Source organism: Ruminococcus sp. AM31-15AC, from assembly GCF_003462045.1.
Taxonomy (GTDB): Bacteria; Bacillota; Clostridia; order Oscillospirales; family Ruminococcaceae; genus Hominimerdicola; species Hominimerdicola aceti.
In genome coordinates this window covers 1-16,398 of record NZ_QTYG01000052.1, presented here as the reverse complement: position 1 = coordinate 16,398, position 16,398 = coordinate 1, and the positions used below count along the sequence as shown (strand labels likewise).

Below are 16,398 nucleotides of genomic sequence, written 5' to 3'. Positions count from 1 at the left end.
CGCTGTGAAAGTATGTGGGCAAGAATGAAAGAAGAGCTGTTCTACAGCCGTGAGGACAAGCCGGAGAACTACACTATGAAAGAGTTGAAGACCATGATCTGGAGATATTTTATGAGTTACTGGGCCAACAGAAGAATCTGCACCGCCAACGGTGGTCTGCCTCCGGCAGCCCGAAGAAAGCTCTACTATGATCATATCTTTCTCGTTGCATAATTCTTGTTCGAATAAAATGTGTCAAGTGATATTGACAAAACCAATCTCCCATATGAGTACGGGAACTTCCGATTTATCATTCGGCACGATCGTCGCAACACCTCTGAATTCAAGCTCGTATCCTTTCAGCATCTCCTTGCTTACGATCTTTGAATTCGGGCAGCGGTTTGCCATTTGTTCAAGATTGATGTTGCTGCCATAAGCGATGTATAATCTTTTGTATTCCATAAAAACTCCTTTGCAATTTTACATACTCATTTCAAGTTCCTCTTCAACGCCCTCACATTGGCTCTCTGTGGGCTCGTTGTTTTCTTCGGGTACATTTTCGGATTGTGTGCTGTTGTCGCTTACAGGCTCGGCACGCCGCTCACGAACCGCTTGTTTTTCGAGCTCTCGTTTTTCTTTTAGCTTTGCCCTTGCAGCAATCCCGTCCTCCGGGTGTCGCCAGGCTATGTCACCCTCAAGATGTTTCAGCAGATGTGTTCTGCAATTTTTGAACTCATCACCGATAAGTCCTAATCCCAGCAGCCATACTCTGAAACTGTACCTCATATTATCACTTCGTGAAACGTGCGGAGAACAATATTTCTTGGTCATAGCCGCATTGCTTATGGCTAATGCAAGCACTATCTGACTTCTTACCTCACCTGCATGAAGAGAACCATTGTAAGCTCTTATCTCATAATGCCCGTGCTGAAAAAAGCTGTGAAGATTGCAGATAACATATCGGCTGTTCGAGTAATGCTGAAACTGCTCGCTCATTCTTCCGTGATACCAAAGTCTCTTTATTTCTTCCATATCTTTAGGCTTTTTTCGGTTTATGTCCTCTATGAACTGCTTATTCATCTTGTGACAGTAGCTTTCACGGGCAGATGATACCTGCAAAGAGTCCCACAGGAAATCTTCTTTGCTTGCAAATATGTTCACTAGATTTCTTAACTGCTGAGGTGTATAATCGTCCGCTGAAATATGGATATGTGTTCCTGCACAGTACCGAGGACCTGTTACTCCGCCTGCACGGCGTAACGATCTGACAACTTCCTGCAAAAGCGGTATGTCTTCATATTCCAACACAGGAGAGTTCATCTCCACGCTGTAAGACTTAGACGCTCTGTCGCCGTTTGCGTTATAGCAGTTGATACTACCGTCATAAACTACAGCCCATTTTCTGTTCTTTGAATCAGTTACAACGTATTTGTCATAGCTTCCGCCCTCGTGTTCAACACTTCCGTCAAGCACTTTAGCCATAGCTTTTGCCGCCTGACTCCGTGTAAGTCCAGTCATTTCGATCTCAATGCCGTATTTTCTCGTTTTTATGCCGTCAAAATTTAATGACAATGTTACACCTCCCAACAAAAACAGCCTGCGAATATATCGCAAGCCGTAAATTTTGATCGTTATTCAATTTCAGTCCTGACCTCATACCCACCTTTAAAGATCACCAGTATCTCCGTCTTGCTCAGAACCTTCACACATTCTATCAGCTTTCTGATAAGCACATTATCAAATGTTTCCAACTCAAACTTTTCATGCTCTATCATATCTATTATCTTATCAAGCTTGGCTTGAGTTTCGGCGGAAGTTTGATTTTTTGATTTCAGCATTGCAAGTCTTTCACTAAGGCTTTGCTCTTCCTTATACAGCTTTTCAAACTCGCTGTCCAGCTTGTCCTCATCACAGCCGCCTGCTGCTATGAGACTTATCAGATCATTTCTTGCCTTGTCGATCTCTTTAAGCCTTTTTTCGATCGCTGCGATCTCTTCCTGCCCATGACATTCAAGCACATTGCCGATATTCGCTTTTAAGATCTTTTCAACGTCGTTCCCACAAGAGTAGTAGTTATTTATCGCTCGTATTATAGCTTTGTGGAGCTGTTCTTCCTTTATCGTGGGCGAATCGGGGCAATATCTTTTGCCGTGTTCCAGCCGGCTTATACACCGCCAGACAATTTGCTTTTTGCCTCTTGAAGTCCACGTTGTACGGCGGTAAGGCGTGCCGCATTTTCCACAGATAAGCAGTTCCGTAAGTGCATATTTACTGCTGTATTTTCCTTGCTCGGTAGTAGTTTTATCGCTGATTTTACGCTTAGAACTTCGCCTTGCAAGCTCCTGCTGAACTCTATTGTATGTGTCACGGTCGATTATGGGTTCATGATGATCTGTCACAAGATACATCGGGCGTTCGCCGTAATTTTTTACGACCTTATGCGTAATACAGTCAAGCGTATATGTCTTTTGCAGCAAAGCGTCTCCTACATATTTTTCATTTTTCAAAATACTGCGGATAAAAGATTCGTTCCAGATTTTATTACCCATTGAGGTAAGAAGCTTTTTGCTTTCAAGAACATTTTTTATACCTTTCATACTATAACCGTCAAGAAATAGTTTATATATCAGCTTTACTGTTTCCGCCTCATCAGGAACGATCTCTGGTTTGCCGTCTGCTCCCTTTTTGTAGCCCAGAAGATGTTTGTACTGAAAATTTACTTTTCCTTCTCTATATGCTTTTTCTTTTCCCCAGAGTATGTTCTTACTGATAGATTCACTTTCGGCCTGTGCAAAACTTCCATACAAAGCTATCATAAACTCGCTTGTCATTGTCAGCGTGTTTATGTTCTCTTTTTCGAAAATAACGCCAATACCCAATTCCTTCAGCTGCCTTATGTACTGAAGACAATCAACCGTGTTTCTTGAAAAACGGCTTATAGACTTTGTTATTATGAGGTCTATTTTCTTCTTTTTGCACATTCTTATCATACGATTAAATTCTGTTCTTTTCTTTGTCTGCGTTCCGCTGATACCCTCATCGGCAAATATGCCTGCAAGAGTCCATTCCTTTTTCTTGTTGATAAGGTCTGTATAGTAAGCGACCTGAACCGCAAAACTGTTCTGCTGTTCCTCTTGCTCGGTGCTGACACGGCAGTATGCCGCTACTCTTAATTGGTGGTATTTATCACGGTTTTCCGCTGTCTGCACTTTCGCAGGTATCACCGTTACATTCGGCGCTGTGGACATTTTTGTCATTCCTTTCAGTAATGTTTTTGATGTGTACTCCGTTGATGAACTCAACCTCTATGGTACAAAAATGGCTTATCCAGATTCGTGAAACACACGCTTTGAATAAGCCAATATCAAGTGTATTCAGTTGTTCGCAGCAAAGCCTTGATTTTAAAAGTTCTGTTTTTGGCTGACTGTCATCATAAGTGCAGCAGTCATATCTCAGCTGAGCAAGTCTGAAAAGCTCTTCTTTGATCTTCTTTTCATCTGTATGTACCATATCTGTCATTCGATTTATCTCATTTTGCTGAAATCTGACCTTTGCATTTGGAGAGTATGTGCTTATCGTGCAGTCTGTATTAATGAGCGTCGGGTTAGCGATAACTGTGTTGAACACATTCAGCACAGCACTAAGTATCATTTGATCCGTAAGCAGATGATCAAATCGGAAACATTCAGGACGTCTGCAATCCCATAGTTCTTCCTTTGTTCGTGTTAGCTTTTGACCACATTCTTTGCAAAAAGTTATTTGTTTCAGCAGTTTGACTTCTTCAGTCTGACCTATCGATGCAGTCGCTTTTCTGACACGTTTTTCATTTGCAAGTTTGAAAGTTTCTTTGTCAATTATCTGCGGATACCTCTCTGTGCCAAGATACCTGTCATTTTCAATTATTCTCTTGACCATATTCTTGTTCCAAGATGAATTTTCGCTATACGGCACTTCCATCAAAGCTGCTATTTCTGACAAGCTTTTGCCTTTTAAATACTCATTAAATATTGTGACGACAGCATAGAGCTCTTTGGGCTCGGTTATTATCTCACCGTTTTTCATACAGTAACCGAATGGGATAATTCTGTTTTTAGGCATAAACTCACTCCTTTCAATCGACAATGATACCACAAAGCTTAGTAGAAATCCAGTATCATAACTAACAAAGATATGCCCTGCAATTTGATATACAAGACACCAAGATCATATTTCCTCCGTAAGTTCTAATCCACCAATCAAGTGAAACTCCAGCTCATTCTGATTTTTTACTACTATCTTATCGACAATACTCTCAAACGCTGATTCTTCAAATTCTACCATAAGTTTCTGCCGCTTTTCAAAATATCCTATGAGCATATCAAGCTGTTCAAGAGTCTCATCTTCTTCATCGCTGACGTTCAGTTTCTTTATTTCGGTCTGTAACTTTGCTATCTTTGAGTTAAGCTCTGTGGTTTGTTCAAGATACTTTGCCTCATCAAGAAAGCCTTTTGTTTTCAACCTTGCGAGAACGTGAGTTTGCTCTTTCAGTTTAGCGATTTCCTTGTACTTTTCAATTATAGTCGTACCGCTTTTAGTATTTTTGTATTTTAGATCCTGCAAGGCTTGCTGTAATGGTGTAAGTACAGGCTTAAAATTATACACGAGCTTGTTGTACAGACGTATAAAAGCGGAGTGGATTTTATCTTCGGAAATTTGTTTGGTAGGGCAGTCCACCGCTGCAAGATCGTGTTTTCTGCACGACCAATAATATTTTTTTCTGCAGGATTTTCTTATAAGTATTGAGCCGCAACTTCCGCAGAAGATATGTTTGTGTAAGGCTGAATTGTGTGGCGTACCTCTAGGCTGCTTTTGATTTTTCTCTGATATGAGTCTTTGTACTTTATCAAAAGTCTCCTGTTGTATTATTGCAGGATGAGTGTTACGAACGTAGTATTGATCAGCGTTTCCGTTATTCTTAAAACGCCTAACGGGAAGTGTGTTTGTCGAATATGTTTTCTGAAGAAGTGTGTTTCCTGTATATTTTTCATTTGTTAGAATATATGAAACGCCTATCATATGCCACCGTTCACTATTTTTACAGCAGGGGATATTACGTTCATTAAGATTTTTCATTATTGATATCATTCCAATGCCGCTTAGATAACTATCGTATATCTCTTTCACTACTTTTGCTTGCTCGGGACAAATAACAAGTTTGCCATTTACTTTTTTGTAGCCATAAGGAGGACACGATAATTCATATGTGCCATTAGCCATTCTTTTTCTGCAAGACCACCGTAAATTCTGTGAAATAGAAGTCGATTCTTCCTGAGCCAGACCGCCCATAATCGTTATCATCATCTCGTCAGTCATATCGGCAGTATCGATGTTCTCTTTTTCAAACAGCACCGTTATGCCTAAGCTTTTCAGCTCTCTGATGTTTTTCAGACAGTCTTTGGTGTTTCGGGCAAATCGACTTATAGACTTTGTGTATATCCTGTCTATCCTGCCTTTCCGGCAGTCGCTTATCATTCGCTGAAATTCATCACGTTTGTCCTCACGAGTACCTGTTATTCCCTCATCTGCATATATGTCAATAAGCTGTTCTCTGTCAGACTTTTCGAAAGCTTTCTCATAGTATCTTGTCTGAGCCATAAAGGAATTGAGCTGATCTTCGGAATCGCTTGATACTCGGCAATATGCGGCACAACGGATCTTTGTGTTTTGTTCTGCTGCTATGGTCGGCTGTATTATCGTTACTGTTGGCATTTTCTCACCTCCGTTTTACCAACAAGGATACCACAAGTTTTTCTGAAATGGTATCATCAAACCTAACGAAATTACTTATCCTTTTCTGTGCGGATTTCATACTTATCTGCCTGTCCTGCTGCTGTACAAAGGCACATTACAGTTATACCGATAAAAGCTCCGACAAACAAGCCAATAAAAAATCCTACCATTTTACCCCTCCTATGCTGCGTCTTTTGACGATTGAAATTTCCTGAAAATATCTTCTGTATTTCTACTGTTAAAGTCCTGCTTTTCGCTTTCTTCAAGAATTGTGTCAAGCTTATCTGCAAATATTCTTGCCATATAATCGCTGTATTCTGCCTGTCCGAACTTATTCATCAAAATTCACTCCTATACTTATTTTTAAAATCCGATCGATCTCTTTCATAAATTCTCTGTCCAAAGATCCTACATATTTTTGCAGCCTGCGTCGGTCAATAGTGCGGATCTGTTCAGCAAGAACAGTTGAATTTTTAGGCAGTCCTGAACATCTTATCTGAATATGCACAGGCAGATCCTTTTTTCTAACAGAAGAAATCGGCACTACTACAACCGTTGGGCTATGCTTATTGCCCACATTATTCTGTACGATCAGCACAGGCCGTATACCTCCTTGTTCCGAACCGACAACGGGATCAAGGTCTGCATAAAAGATATCACCTCGTTTGATCAGCATTTTCGTTCACCTTTCTTTGGAATTATAAATCCATTTTTGTATCTCACACAGCTATGGAACGGGCAGAACAGGACATCTGTATCCCTGTCATACCATACACAGCCGCAGCATGGATGCTTGTCCGATAATCTGATCGTCGGAACAGGAATATTAACTCCAAATTTATTGTTTTTCAGTTGAATATCTGATTTTTCAGGCATATCGTTATCGTTCATATATCAGCCTCCTAACTTTTAAATTTTATATGTAACAGGCGGTCTGCAAAACACGCAAACCGCCTTATATTCATTTTGCCTTCGTCTGATTCATAAATTTCAGACGATTTTCCGTGATATTTATTCTCAATTTCCGTCACGGCGGAACTCTGCAAGCGACCGACAGCTTATCGGTCTCATGGGCATTTCACCCGCTCTTTTAGCCCCTACTGGGAAGTATCATTATCCTCACACGTTTCATCGCCTTTTTGGAAAGCCGTTCCGAATTTTGAAACGTCACATTTATCGCTCATCCTTTCGGAGTCTTGGCGTATGGTTTCTTTGGCTGCCGAGATTTCATACCGGCCGTGTGATCAACGTACTTGCAGAGTTGATATTCTATTGTCAAGTTACTTGGAGCTTTTATTCTCCTTACACTTGTATAGGGGTAGAAGTCTGGTGTTTAACAACCGTTTTTTATTGCAATTTCAAAAGTTTGTTAAGCTTGCACAAAATCCTACGTTTCTTTTTGTTAATGTTTTGCTGAGTGGTATGTAGAAAACAAGCCACCTCGTTTTCCGTTTTATTTTCAAAATATATTGCAAAGATCAATCTTCGTTCATCCTCAGAAAGTTCATTCAGACAGCTATACAGCTTTTCGCATTTAATATTTTGTATCACTCTTCTTTCGACGTCGTCATTTTCTGTTCGGAACTCCTGAAAGTTTTCAAGTTCTCCGTTAATGTTTCCTTTCAACGCAGAGAACTGGATCTCGTGCTTATAGAACGATTTATTGTTGTCATCTATATTCCATTGGGTTCTATTGTAATATGTGCGGATCTTTTCGCTTACTTCAATTTCAACGTACCTTTTGGTTATAGTGTCATAAACACTTACTATGTTTTTGCTCATTTTTTATTCCTCCGTTTTGATTTTCTTGTTCTGAATCAAAACGAAGGCTTATGGATATTTGGCAATAAAACATTGCCAGTTTTTTAGAATGGGCATAAAAATAGACCTTTCTGCTTTTAAAACAAAAAGGTCTATAGAAAAAGGAGTATAACTTTCGGCTTTAAAAGCTTTTGTTATACTCCATATCAAGTTTATATCTATGTATTTAACTATATCGCTTTTTTCTAACAAAATAAACTATCGTAATAGTTATTCCAATGAATATGACAGAGGCTATTATAATGATCCACAGCCAAAAATACCCGATATGAATATTATCGACCTCCTGAACACTGTATGTGTTGCCAGCAACATCTTCAAGTGTAATTCCTACATTATGCCAACCTCCGTTAAGCGTAAACGACAGGCTACCTTCAGCTGCCGAGTAAGTAAAATCAATCGCTTTACCGTTATCATATACTTTACACCTTGTTTCATCAAGTAACTCGCTTATATTTGTAACAGTAATTGTGCGAGATTCGTTTCCATAATACCAATGCCATGATTTCAAATCATTAGGAATATTACACGAAGGCGGAATATTATCAATATGCATTTTGCCCAAATCGATCCTTCCGTTTTCATTTTTTACAGACAAATATAGTTCTGTATCTGTATCTTCTTGAAAGTTTTCCTTAAAATAATCTGACTTCAAAGTATATCTGTAAACACTTACACCATACATACTATTATCAGTCTGAGCCTGCAGATCGGTATTCTTTTCTTCACCATTGTAATCTCTAAGAACTATATCGGTTTGAGAATTTGTTTTAGCAAGAACAACAATATCTATGTCGCTAAAATTATCTGGACGCTTGCTTATAGGTTCTCCGTTTTCATATTGAAATGAGTACCAGCCTGTTTTTTCCGCTGCATTGCTGTTTGAAATATACGCAAGAACATCGCTGTCCACGATTCTCATGTATGTGTTTGAATTAAGAACACTTTCGTTACCAGCTTTATCTACTGCTATTAGTTCCAATGCATAAACTCCGTCTTTAGAAAAATCAGGTAGAGTGAATAAATTCCCCTTAAATATACCCGCTTTATCTTTGTCAGAGTCAAGATATACACTAACAGGCTTTACTTCCGAAAGTTCTCTGCCATTTGTATACTCAGGCGTATAAACAGTAAGGTCATACTTTATATGATCAAAATTTACGTCTGTAAATTCGACCGTCGGGGCTGCCTCGTCCTTTCTCTCATACGGATATATATCCAGAAAATTCAGAGCATTCTTTTCATCGACAAGAATACCATTTTGATGATACAACAGGAAGTGTCGTATCTATCTCGAAGATTTCTGAGCTTTTATAGCCGGAAGTATTTCCGGAGGGATCTGACGGAGATATTTCAACGCGGTATACAGCATCATCATCAAATATAATTGAGAGCGTATGTGTATCAATATCATCAGACCAATCTGCCATACTTAACATAGAGTATGTGACATCAGTAAAATCATTCTCGTTATGCTTTGCTCCCGCATCCTTTTTCAGTATTTTCAAACCGACAAGGCTAGGATCAAAGTTGTGCTCTGTGATTTTAATAACAGCGGTTTTCTTAGTATTAAAATAATTGTCATTATCACGGTTTATAAAGTCGCTGAAATTTTCTTCAACTACAGGAGAAGTTTCATCAACATAAAATCTTTGTACTTTCTCATGATCAAGATTTACCCCTGCCGAATGTCCCCCCAGATCAGTACCTCTGATACCAAAAGTGTAATCACCTTCACTGAAAGTAATGACAGCTCTGTGTTCTGTAACAGATAGATCCTGAAAGCTAATATTCGGAACATTTCCGTTGTAAGTATTTTCAATTTCAGCTTGAATCAATCTTGCGTCAAAGTTTCTTTCAATTACATCGATCGTCATTACCGCTCTGTTTTCGGCATTGTAATAAATCGTATTATTGATTCCATTGTTAATATCCACATTTATAATCGGAGCAGTTTTGTCGATAGTGAATGTCTCACTTTGAACACTTTCATTTACATTACCTGAATTATCCATCGCGTCAAATGTTAATGTGATATCGTTATTATCTTTATCGAAAATAAATGTTTTTGTAATCTCAGTTACAAGATTTACGTCTTTTTTTACTATGGCCCAGCCGTCGCCTATCTCGGAATCTACCTCAACGCCTGTCCCATCGATTTCAAGAACTCTTCTCTCAAATCCATCGTTTTCGGACGTCTGATAATAACCGATTTCTCTGATGCCTGATTTAGTATCTGTTATAGTTACTGTTACGGCAATATCATCAGTAAAAAGCTTGTTTCCGTTTGCGTCGCTGTATCTGCTGCCGTCGATTTCGGAAATATTTATTTCAGGAGGAATATCATCCGCAACAAATGCTTTTGGAGTTTCTTCATCGGAATAATTTCCAACATTATCGAAAGCCTTAACAAAAATCTGTCCCCTGAATCCCACAGGAATATCTATATGAGCTATACCGTCGGAAATAATTACTTCTCCTGTTTTTTCTCCTTTCAGTTCTCCGTTATCGTAAGAAACAAGACGGTATTCTGCTTTGTTAAGACCGGATGAAGGCGCACTATCGGAAATATGGATATTCGCAATGAAGTTTTTTTGGAAATAGTATCCATACTCAAGATATTCGATATATTCAGAAGTCTCACTGATATTATCGGAGGTTGCAGGAAGAAATTCAAAGCGATCTACGTTCGGAGATTTATTATCTATATGGTAAGTAAAGCTTTCTTTTGAATTGACATTTCCCGCATTATCTACAACGCTAACTTTAACTTCATATCTGCCGTCCGCTGATTCACCTGCAATTTCAGTAAAATAGTCAGTGTCAAAATAATAGGTATGTTTTTCATTATCTCTTACTTTTGCAATCTCAGTTGTCGAGATTTTTGGAATTATGGTGCCGTTTTTATCAGCAGTTACATCAATTCCGTTTACTTTTATATCTGCATTGCGAATGCCCGAATCCTTATCGTAAATAGTTATACTGATATCTTTATTGGAATTAAACCAGATTTGCTTATCATTTCGTACTATCCCGTCGCCTTTAGGTTTACTGATAGTGACTTTCGGCTTTTCAGTTTCGATCATAGCGAATACATTATCGGATACTCCTTTACCTTGATCTGCATTTTCTATATTGGGGCAACTTAGACTTTTTTTACCATATTTATCATATGCAGTAACTATAAGATTGCTCTGAAAGACCTTGGTGTTTTTGGGTATTATGTAAGAGTAGGTCTTATCACTTTCCCTTGTCATCAACGCCTGCTCATCTATACCATTGTACTTAATTTTTACATTATCAATACCACTGTCATGAATATCATCACTAACTGATACCTTAAAAATCAAATCGTCATTTGAATATACTCCAAATGAAAGCACGTTCAGAATTTTATCTAAAGCAGAGCTCTTTTTCTCTACTGTAAACTTTTCTATAACAGGATTTTTACAATCTACATATGCAGTACACACTGCTAACTCACTGCAAGACCCAGCAACATTTGTAATTGTTCCTGATACAACATATCTATGTTTATCATCAATTTCTATGCCTGTTGTATCAGCAGTGACACAATATCCATGTTCATTACTTTTTATTTCATTCTCCGTAAACGTCTTTTTTATTCCGTTTATGTCCAACGTGATATCTTTAATACCCGAAACATCTGGTTCAGCGTCAACACGAAATTCTATGATTTGATCTTTGTCAAACCATTTATCACCATTAATATCAACTGGTTCAGGCCCTTCAATAGATGTTTTTCCTACAGGTTTCTTTGTATCAACTCCTATCACCATTACGGCAGGATAATTACCACAATTATTCCCTGCGTTATCAGTTGTTTCTACCTTAATATAATGTATACCCTCAGAAAGTTTTGATATTTCTGTTGAAAAGCTGTAATCATTCTCCTGATTTTCAGAAAAACTTTTATCATCCAAGACATTAATTATTCCATTATGCTCATCAATAATTTTTACACTTGCAAGGCCACTGCAAACCTTATCGTTCTCATTAACGTCTGTCACTTTCACAGAAAATATGCTATCGCCTGTGTTGTACCAATATATCTTTTCTCCATTATCTTCGATTGTCGATGATTTAGAAGTATCAAAGGAGACTTCAGGCGGATCATTTTCAACTACGAGTGTATTCTCTTTCATTTCAGTTATTTGGTCTATTACATTGGCCGTATTAGAGAAACCATTTTTATCTGCGGCCCTTATGACCATATTATCGATCCTTGTGTTTTTTGAAATTACAAACACATACTCGTTCGCTGCATTGGAACTGTTAAGTTCTTCAATTACGCTGTCACCATTACATAAAGATACACTTCCAACGCCTGTAACATAATCCGTTTCAGATATATCTTTAGCTTCGACCACAAGTTCAATATCATCTCTAGCATAATTACCGAATTTCAGAAAATTAACGCAATCCATATATTCTGCACTACCCTTTGTACGAAAACCCTTGATTTCTATATTCGGAGGCTGGGTATCTCGTCCGTTTTCGGCATTGCTGTATTTATATAGATCCTCATTGAAATTTCCGGCATTATCCGTAATTTTTAATTTTAATTCATAGGGATATTTTTCAATCGGTGCATCATCGTATTTTAATTTTACTGAAAAATTAACGTCTCCATTTGGCACTCTGGTATATTCACATTCTCCATTGTCATTTATACCGTATTTTACAAGTTTATTATCTTCTTTAAGATTCCAAAAATATTCTATTGTATCAATACCAGATTCACTATCTTTTAAAGTCCCTGTTGCTTCGACGTAACCTTCATTATTGTGATAAACGATCTGCATAGACTCAACTTTTGGAGAAATCTTATCCAGAATTAAAACATTGCTGCTTTCATTATCAAATTCGATATTAAGCTCTTCTTCGTTGCCTCTTCCTGCTTTATTTTTTGCATATGTTTCAAAACTACTTCTAAAAAACTTGCTGTCGGGCATTTTGATATTAAACTCTGCAGTGTAGTAATATACACCATTACTTTCTGTGCATAATTTTGCTGAACAATATTGACTATATCCATTTTCACCGTTTAAATATATTAATGTTTCTTGATCTACACCTGTCCCCTTGGCAGTAATTGTTAGCATCACATTATCATTACTTACAATTCCAAATGGAAAAGATCCCAAGAAACTATCAGATTTGACCTTTGATATTTTAGCACCTACAATTTCAGGACTACTGGTGCTGCAGCAATAACTATGTTTAAGCTCCCTGCTTATAGCCCCATCATTAACATTTCGTAAATAATACGAAACCTGTTTTTTATGATTAACTGTAGTTTCCTCTAAATCAACTATAATATAATTGCTAAAATTATTTCCGTCTGAACTTATTTCAAAACCGTCAGGAGCAGTTAGTTTTGCATGATTTGAATAATATGTTTCATCATTAAGTAAATATTTTTCTTCTGGAGAATATTCTTTGATCCTAAATTTGGAGCTTTCAGATATCTTTCCTATATAATTAGGATTATCAGACGTCTGTTCAAGGATAACATAATCATATTCGCCTATATTTTTCGGTTCACCCTGCACTGCGATTTTAACATTTAAATCCACATTATATTCTTCGGGCTGCTCAACGGTATATTCAAAATTCTCAGGGATTGCCTGACCATAATAAATCCATGTTTCTTTGGGAATAACTTTTAATTCTTTTGGGGTAATGTATGCGTATTTTTCTACGACATCATAGTTTCCTGAAAGTTTAAATTTATTCCTATCATTACCTTCAAGACAGAATTTTGATACGGTCACTTTATTCTGTTCATCAGAAGCATCTTTTCTCTCAAACTCCCCATTGCACGCAAGATAAACATCATATCCTGCAACTGGTTCCATTGTATTCGCATTTATTAGGGTCACATCTTCACAATGAACAATCGCCGTAAGTTTTCCATCATACTCCTTATCTTCAACGGTTATTTTATCGGCAAACCCCTCCTCCAAGAAAACCTCGATCGGGTCGGTACTGCCTTCAAATTCGGCTATTACAGACAAAGGGAAGCAATTCATAATTAAAAGCATTGCAATAAAAACAGACAGAAATTTTTTTCTCATTTTAAACACTCCATTCTTTTTATTACAAAATATATTTCTATGGAAAACAGTAATAAAAATAAATTTATGGAAAGAGCAAATTCATTATCTCTCCAGAAAGCCATAATAGGAATCAGTACAAAAACCGATATTAGAAATATAACTCCGACTATTTGTCTTGTTTTCGACTCCTTGACTTTAGTATACTTTTTACAGGTCACAAAGAGTATTATTTGAATAATTATTCCCGATATTGATCCGCCCCAGAACAACAAAGCGACAGCATATGCCGAAACAGATAGGTTATCATCAAAAGCAAGAAATGGGATAATAAGCAAACTTGACGAAGAAATAAAAAACAAGACTCCAGATATAATATTCAATACCCTTAACTTCATAATTATCGACCCTGTTTTATATTTTCATTCAACGCACCAGCCAATGCTTTGTAAAACTCGCCTTTATAACTGTTTCTTTTGTATTTATACAAATACAATATCATACCTACAATAAACGAAAGAACGGCTAGTGTTGCGGCAATCAGAAGAGGTCCTATTATCCACGGTGAATCATACTTCAAATCAAGCATATTTTCAACAGCAGTGTATTTCCCTGTTATTTGTAAAGATGCAAATAGCACAGCAAAAAACAGTACAGAAACTAATAATGCTTTAAAAAACGCACTTAGGACATAATGAATCAGCATATGCTTTTCAAAAAACTTTTTTGAAATACTCATAATATATTTCACCCAATTTCCTTAAAATAATTTTTTATTTCTACTCTGGTAGTATTTTCATGTTCTGAGATCATTCTAATGCTTTCGTCATTATCCAACACATTTTTCAGCTTTATAACAGCATTTTTAAACGCATGATCGTCCTTGTATTTTTTCAAAGTTTCATAAGAACCAATAATCTCAGTCTTTCCAACTTCTGTGTTATAAATTGCTTTTGCCAACTCATATCCTGCACAGTTATACTCTGTATTGAGTTTCACAATGTCTGTTGAAATCTCCTTAAAATTCTTTGTATTGGCATTCTGCATCAATTCGTCGATATATCTACACATGTACTCACTATTTGACATCTTTCCAAGCAAATCCACAAGCATTGCCGCTTCCTGTTCGTCAATATCTCCGTCGGAATATGTAAACGCAGCTATCTTGGAATATGTATCATCCGTTTTGCCATTAGGGGCGGTTTTGATCAGGTCATTTGCTATAGTTTCAAGCTTATAAAATTGTGTAACGTTATAATCTGCTGTAAGGCTGTCCCATTTATCCTCGGCAATACCGAAACCTACCGCTCTGTAAATAATGAAGATCATCAAAAATGTAACGCATACGGCAAGCATAACACCAAACATAGTGAAAGCGTTTCTTACCTTGATATTTTCGGCTCTAACAATCGTAGGAGCAGAATTTTTAGCTTCTTCAATATCCTTTTTCAGCGTTCTGTATGAGTGATAAAAATCATCGTTATTTAGATTTAGATAGTTCTTGTTGCGTTCTTTAGTACACTTTTTTATGATATTCTCAAGCTTTTTATGATAATGCAGAGAAGTAATCGTCAGATCTCGGCTACAATATGCTGCATCATTAAGAAAATGATTCTTGTAAAAATCATGACTTTCTTTAGAAAATTCTTCGCTCTTAGTAACTAACTCAAATATATTCAGGCACTCCCAGAAAGTTGCTCCGAATGAGAATATATCGCTTTCAATAGACATTTTCCCCGGCTCAAAATGCTGCTTGAACGGAAACTGCGAATCGTCCGCCGCTTCAGCATAGCATTCAGGAGCGGCATATCCCAGCGTTCCGTACTGATACATTTTTTCTATGGATTCGTTGTCATTATAGTTTACTTTTGCAAGATCGCTGACTGCAAATCTGTCGGCTTTGGTAATTCTTTTTGATCTTCCGAAATCTATTAAAACAAGCTCCTTACCGTACTTGGTCACCATTATATTTTCCGGCTTAATATCAAGATGCAGAATATTTTTCTTTTCCGTTACAAATTCAAGTATCTCGCAAAGGTTTATCATAAACTGAAATATCTCGCTCTGATATTTCAGAACATTGTCGTAATTCTTGTAATAGCTTAGATTAACAAAGCTCTTTTCATCTTCCGTGTATTCATGGTAATCTACGACTTTGCTGAGATTGTTTTCAAGCTGTTCGATCTTTCTGAGTTTCCACCGTTCCTGCCGGCAGTACTCTTCAAGCGACCAGCCGTCGATATATTCTTCAACAACGCAGAAATATCCCGAGGCGTTTATCACCCCGCTTTTTATTTTATCGCATGGCAGGCTGAAATCGCCAAGCTTTCGATAACGTCATAGATACGGACTATTGATCTGCATTCCTGAAGATTCTCGAAAATTTTCAGTTCCTCGTCCTTGAAAACCTTGACTCTGTCAATTTTCGTTCCGTTTACATAAACATATTTGGGCTTGAATTTCAAAACACAGGAAAACTGAAGACCGCCTTTATCAGCAGTTTTCAGTCCCCTGTATACTATGCTTTCCGTACCTATTGCAATAAATCCGTCTTGATTTATGCCATACGATGTATCTACCGTGTACTTGAATTTTGTTCCGATTATTTCATTACTCATTTACTTTCTCAATCCCTTGATTTTTAGATACCTTTCTATCACAAAAAAACATATACCATTTCCAGTTAAAAGCACTCTTGATATTTATAATATATTTTATTGCTTTTTCAATCTAATCAGTGATTTCGCCG

At 37.3% G+C, this 16,398-nt stretch carries 14 protein-coding genes and 2 pseudogenes; 1 reads left to right on the top strand and 15 read right to left on the bottom strand.

From position 1 onward, the window contains the following. Positions 1-213 (top strand): annotated as a pseudogene (locus DW793_RS11895) (IS3 family transposase); the annotation flags it as partial. A 42-nt stretch (positions 214-255) separates the two neighbouring features. Here DW793_RS11895 and DW793_RS11890 read toward each other — a convergent pair. The 15 genes and pseudogenes from DW793_RS11890 to DW793_RS15460 all read right to left on the bottom strand — a co-directional run. Beyond that, a pseudogene (locus DW793_RS11890) lies at positions 256-441 on the bottom strand (gamma-glutamylcyclotransferase family protein); the annotation flags it as partial. Positions 442-459: 18 nt separating this feature from the next. Next, positions 460-1,551 carry an amidoligase family protein gene (locus DW793_RS11885; RefSeq protein WP_118158250.1) on the bottom strand — a complete coding sequence of 364 codons (1,092 nt, stop codon included), beginning with the start codon at positions 1,549-1,551 and terminating at the stop codon, positions 460-462. A gap of 59 nt (positions 1,552-1,610) precedes the next feature. After that, on the bottom strand, positions 1,611-3,227 hold the full coding sequence (locus DW793_RS11880; RefSeq protein ID WP_252969872.1) for a recombinase family protein: 1,617 nt from the start codon (positions 3,225-3,227) through the stop codon (positions 1,611-1,613). Next, positions 3,166-4,077 (bottom strand): recombinase family protein, encoded by a 912-nt coding sequence (locus tag DW793_RS11875; protein WP_118158248.1) that lies wholly within the window; start codon positions 4,075-4,077, stop codon positions 3,166-3,168. Before DW793_RS11875 ends, DW793_RS11880 begins: the two co-directional genes overlap by 62 nt. A 105-nt stretch (positions 4,078-4,182) precedes the next feature. Further along, a complete protein-coding gene (locus DW793_RS11870) occupies positions 4,183-5,727 on the bottom strand; it encodes a recombinase family protein (RefSeq protein ID WP_118158247.1) in 1,545 nt (514 codons plus the stop codon). 71 nt (positions 5,728-5,798) lie between these two features. Continuing rightward, positions 5,799-5,918, bottom strand: a complete 120-nt coding sequence (locus DW793_RS11865; RefSeq protein ID WP_117928294.1) for a DUF3789 domain-containing protein — start codon at positions 5,916-5,918, stop codon at positions 5,799-5,801. Between the two features lie 10 nt (positions 5,919-5,928). After that, a complete protein-coding gene (locus tag DW793_RS14750; protein ID WP_181982587.1) occupies positions 5,929-6,087 on the bottom strand; it encodes a hypothetical protein in 159 nt (52 codons plus the stop codon). Beyond that, entirely contained in the window at positions 6,080-6,424 is a 345-nt protein-coding gene (locus DW793_RS11860; RefSeq protein ID WP_118158246.1) for a type II toxin-antitoxin system PemK/MazF family toxin, read from the bottom strand. The genes DW793_RS14750 and DW793_RS11860 overlap by 8 nt, the downstream gene beginning before the upstream one ends. Further along, positions 6,418-6,639, bottom strand: a complete 222-nt coding sequence (locus DW793_RS11855) for a hypothetical protein (RefSeq protein ID WP_118060171.1) — start codon at positions 6,637-6,639, stop codon at positions 6,418-6,420. The genes DW793_RS11860 and DW793_RS11855 overlap by 7 nt, the downstream gene beginning before the upstream one ends. 456 nt (positions 6,640-7,095) lie before the next feature. Further along, on the bottom strand, positions 7,096-7,530 hold the full coding sequence (locus tag DW793_RS11850) for a sigma factor-like helix-turn-helix DNA-binding protein (protein WP_118158245.1): 435 nt from the start codon (positions 7,528-7,530) through the stop codon (positions 7,096-7,098). Positions 7,531-7,735: 205 nt separating this feature from the next. Further along, positions 7,736-8,842, bottom strand: a complete 1,107-nt coding sequence (locus tag DW793_RS15465; protein ID WP_252969871.1) for a hypothetical protein — start codon at positions 8,840-8,842, stop codon at positions 7,736-7,738. Continuing rightward, positions 8,811-13,670 (bottom strand): Ig-like domain repeat protein, encoded by a 4,860-nt coding sequence (locus tag DW793_RS11840; RefSeq protein ID WP_118158244.1) that lies wholly within the window; start codon positions 13,668-13,670, stop codon positions 8,811-8,813. The genes DW793_RS15465 and DW793_RS11840 overlap by 32 nt, the downstream gene beginning before the upstream one ends. A 379-nt stretch (positions 13,671-14,049) precedes the next feature. After that, positions 14,050-14,388 carry a hypothetical protein gene (locus DW793_RS11830; RefSeq protein WP_117928425.1) on the bottom strand — a complete coding sequence of 113 codons (339 nt, stop codon included), beginning with the start codon at positions 14,386-14,388 and terminating at the stop codon, positions 14,050-14,052. Between the two features lie 8 nt (positions 14,389-14,396). Further along, positions 14,397-15,932: a protein kinase domain-containing protein gene (locus tag DW793_RS11825; RefSeq protein ID WP_252969870.1), complete on the bottom strand. Its 1,536-nt coding sequence runs from the start codon at positions 15,930-15,932 to the stop codon at positions 14,397-14,399. An 8-nt stretch (positions 15,933-15,940) separates the two neighbouring features. Then, positions 15,941-16,267 (bottom strand): hypothetical protein, encoded by a 327-nt coding sequence (locus DW793_RS15460; protein ID WP_252969869.1) that lies wholly within the window; start codon positions 16,265-16,267, stop codon positions 15,941-15,943. Positions 16,268-16,398: the final 131 nt, after the last annotated feature.

Coding starts and splice junctions, on each gene's coding strand:
- DW793_RS11880 (WP_252969872.1), bottom strand. CDS start 3,227: ATGTCCACAGCGCCGAATGTAACGGTGATACCTGCGAAAGTGCAGACA.
- DW793_RS11875 (WP_118158248.1), bottom strand. CDS start 4,077: ATGCCTAAAAACAGAATTATCCCATTCGGTTACTGTATGAAAAACGGT.
- DW793_RS11870 (WP_118158247.1), bottom strand. CDS start 5,727: ATGCCAACAGTAACGATAATACAGCCGACCATAGCAGCAGAACAAAAC.
- DW793_RS11865 (WP_117928294.1), bottom strand. CDS start 5,918: ATGGTAGGATTTTTTATTGGCTTGTTTGTCGGAGCTTTTATCGGTATA.
- DW793_RS14750 (WP_181982587.1), bottom strand. CDS start 6,087: ATGAATAAGTTCGGACAGGCAGAATACAGCGATTATATGGCAAGAATA.
- DW793_RS11860 (WP_118158246.1), bottom strand. CDS start 6,424: ATGCTGATCAAACGAGGTGATATCTTTTATGCAGACCTTGATCCCGTT.
- DW793_RS11855 (WP_118060171.1), bottom strand. CDS start 6,639: ATGAACGATAACGATATGCCTGAAAAATCAGATATTCAACTGAAAAAC.
- DW793_RS11850 (WP_118158245.1), bottom strand. CDS start 7,530: ATGAGCAAAAACATAGTAAGTGTTTATGACACTATAACCAAAAGGTAC.
- DW793_RS11840 (WP_118158244.1), bottom strand. CDS start 13,670: ATGAGAAAAAAATTTCTGTCTGTTTTTATTGCAATGCTTTTAATTATG.
- DW793_RS11830 (WP_117928425.1), bottom strand. CDS start 14,388: ATGAGTATTTCAAAAAAGTTTTTTGAAAAGCATATGCTGATTCATTAT.
- DW793_RS15460 (WP_252969869.1), bottom strand. CDS start 16,267: ATGAGTAATGAAATAATCGGAACAAAATTCAAGTACACGGTAGATACA.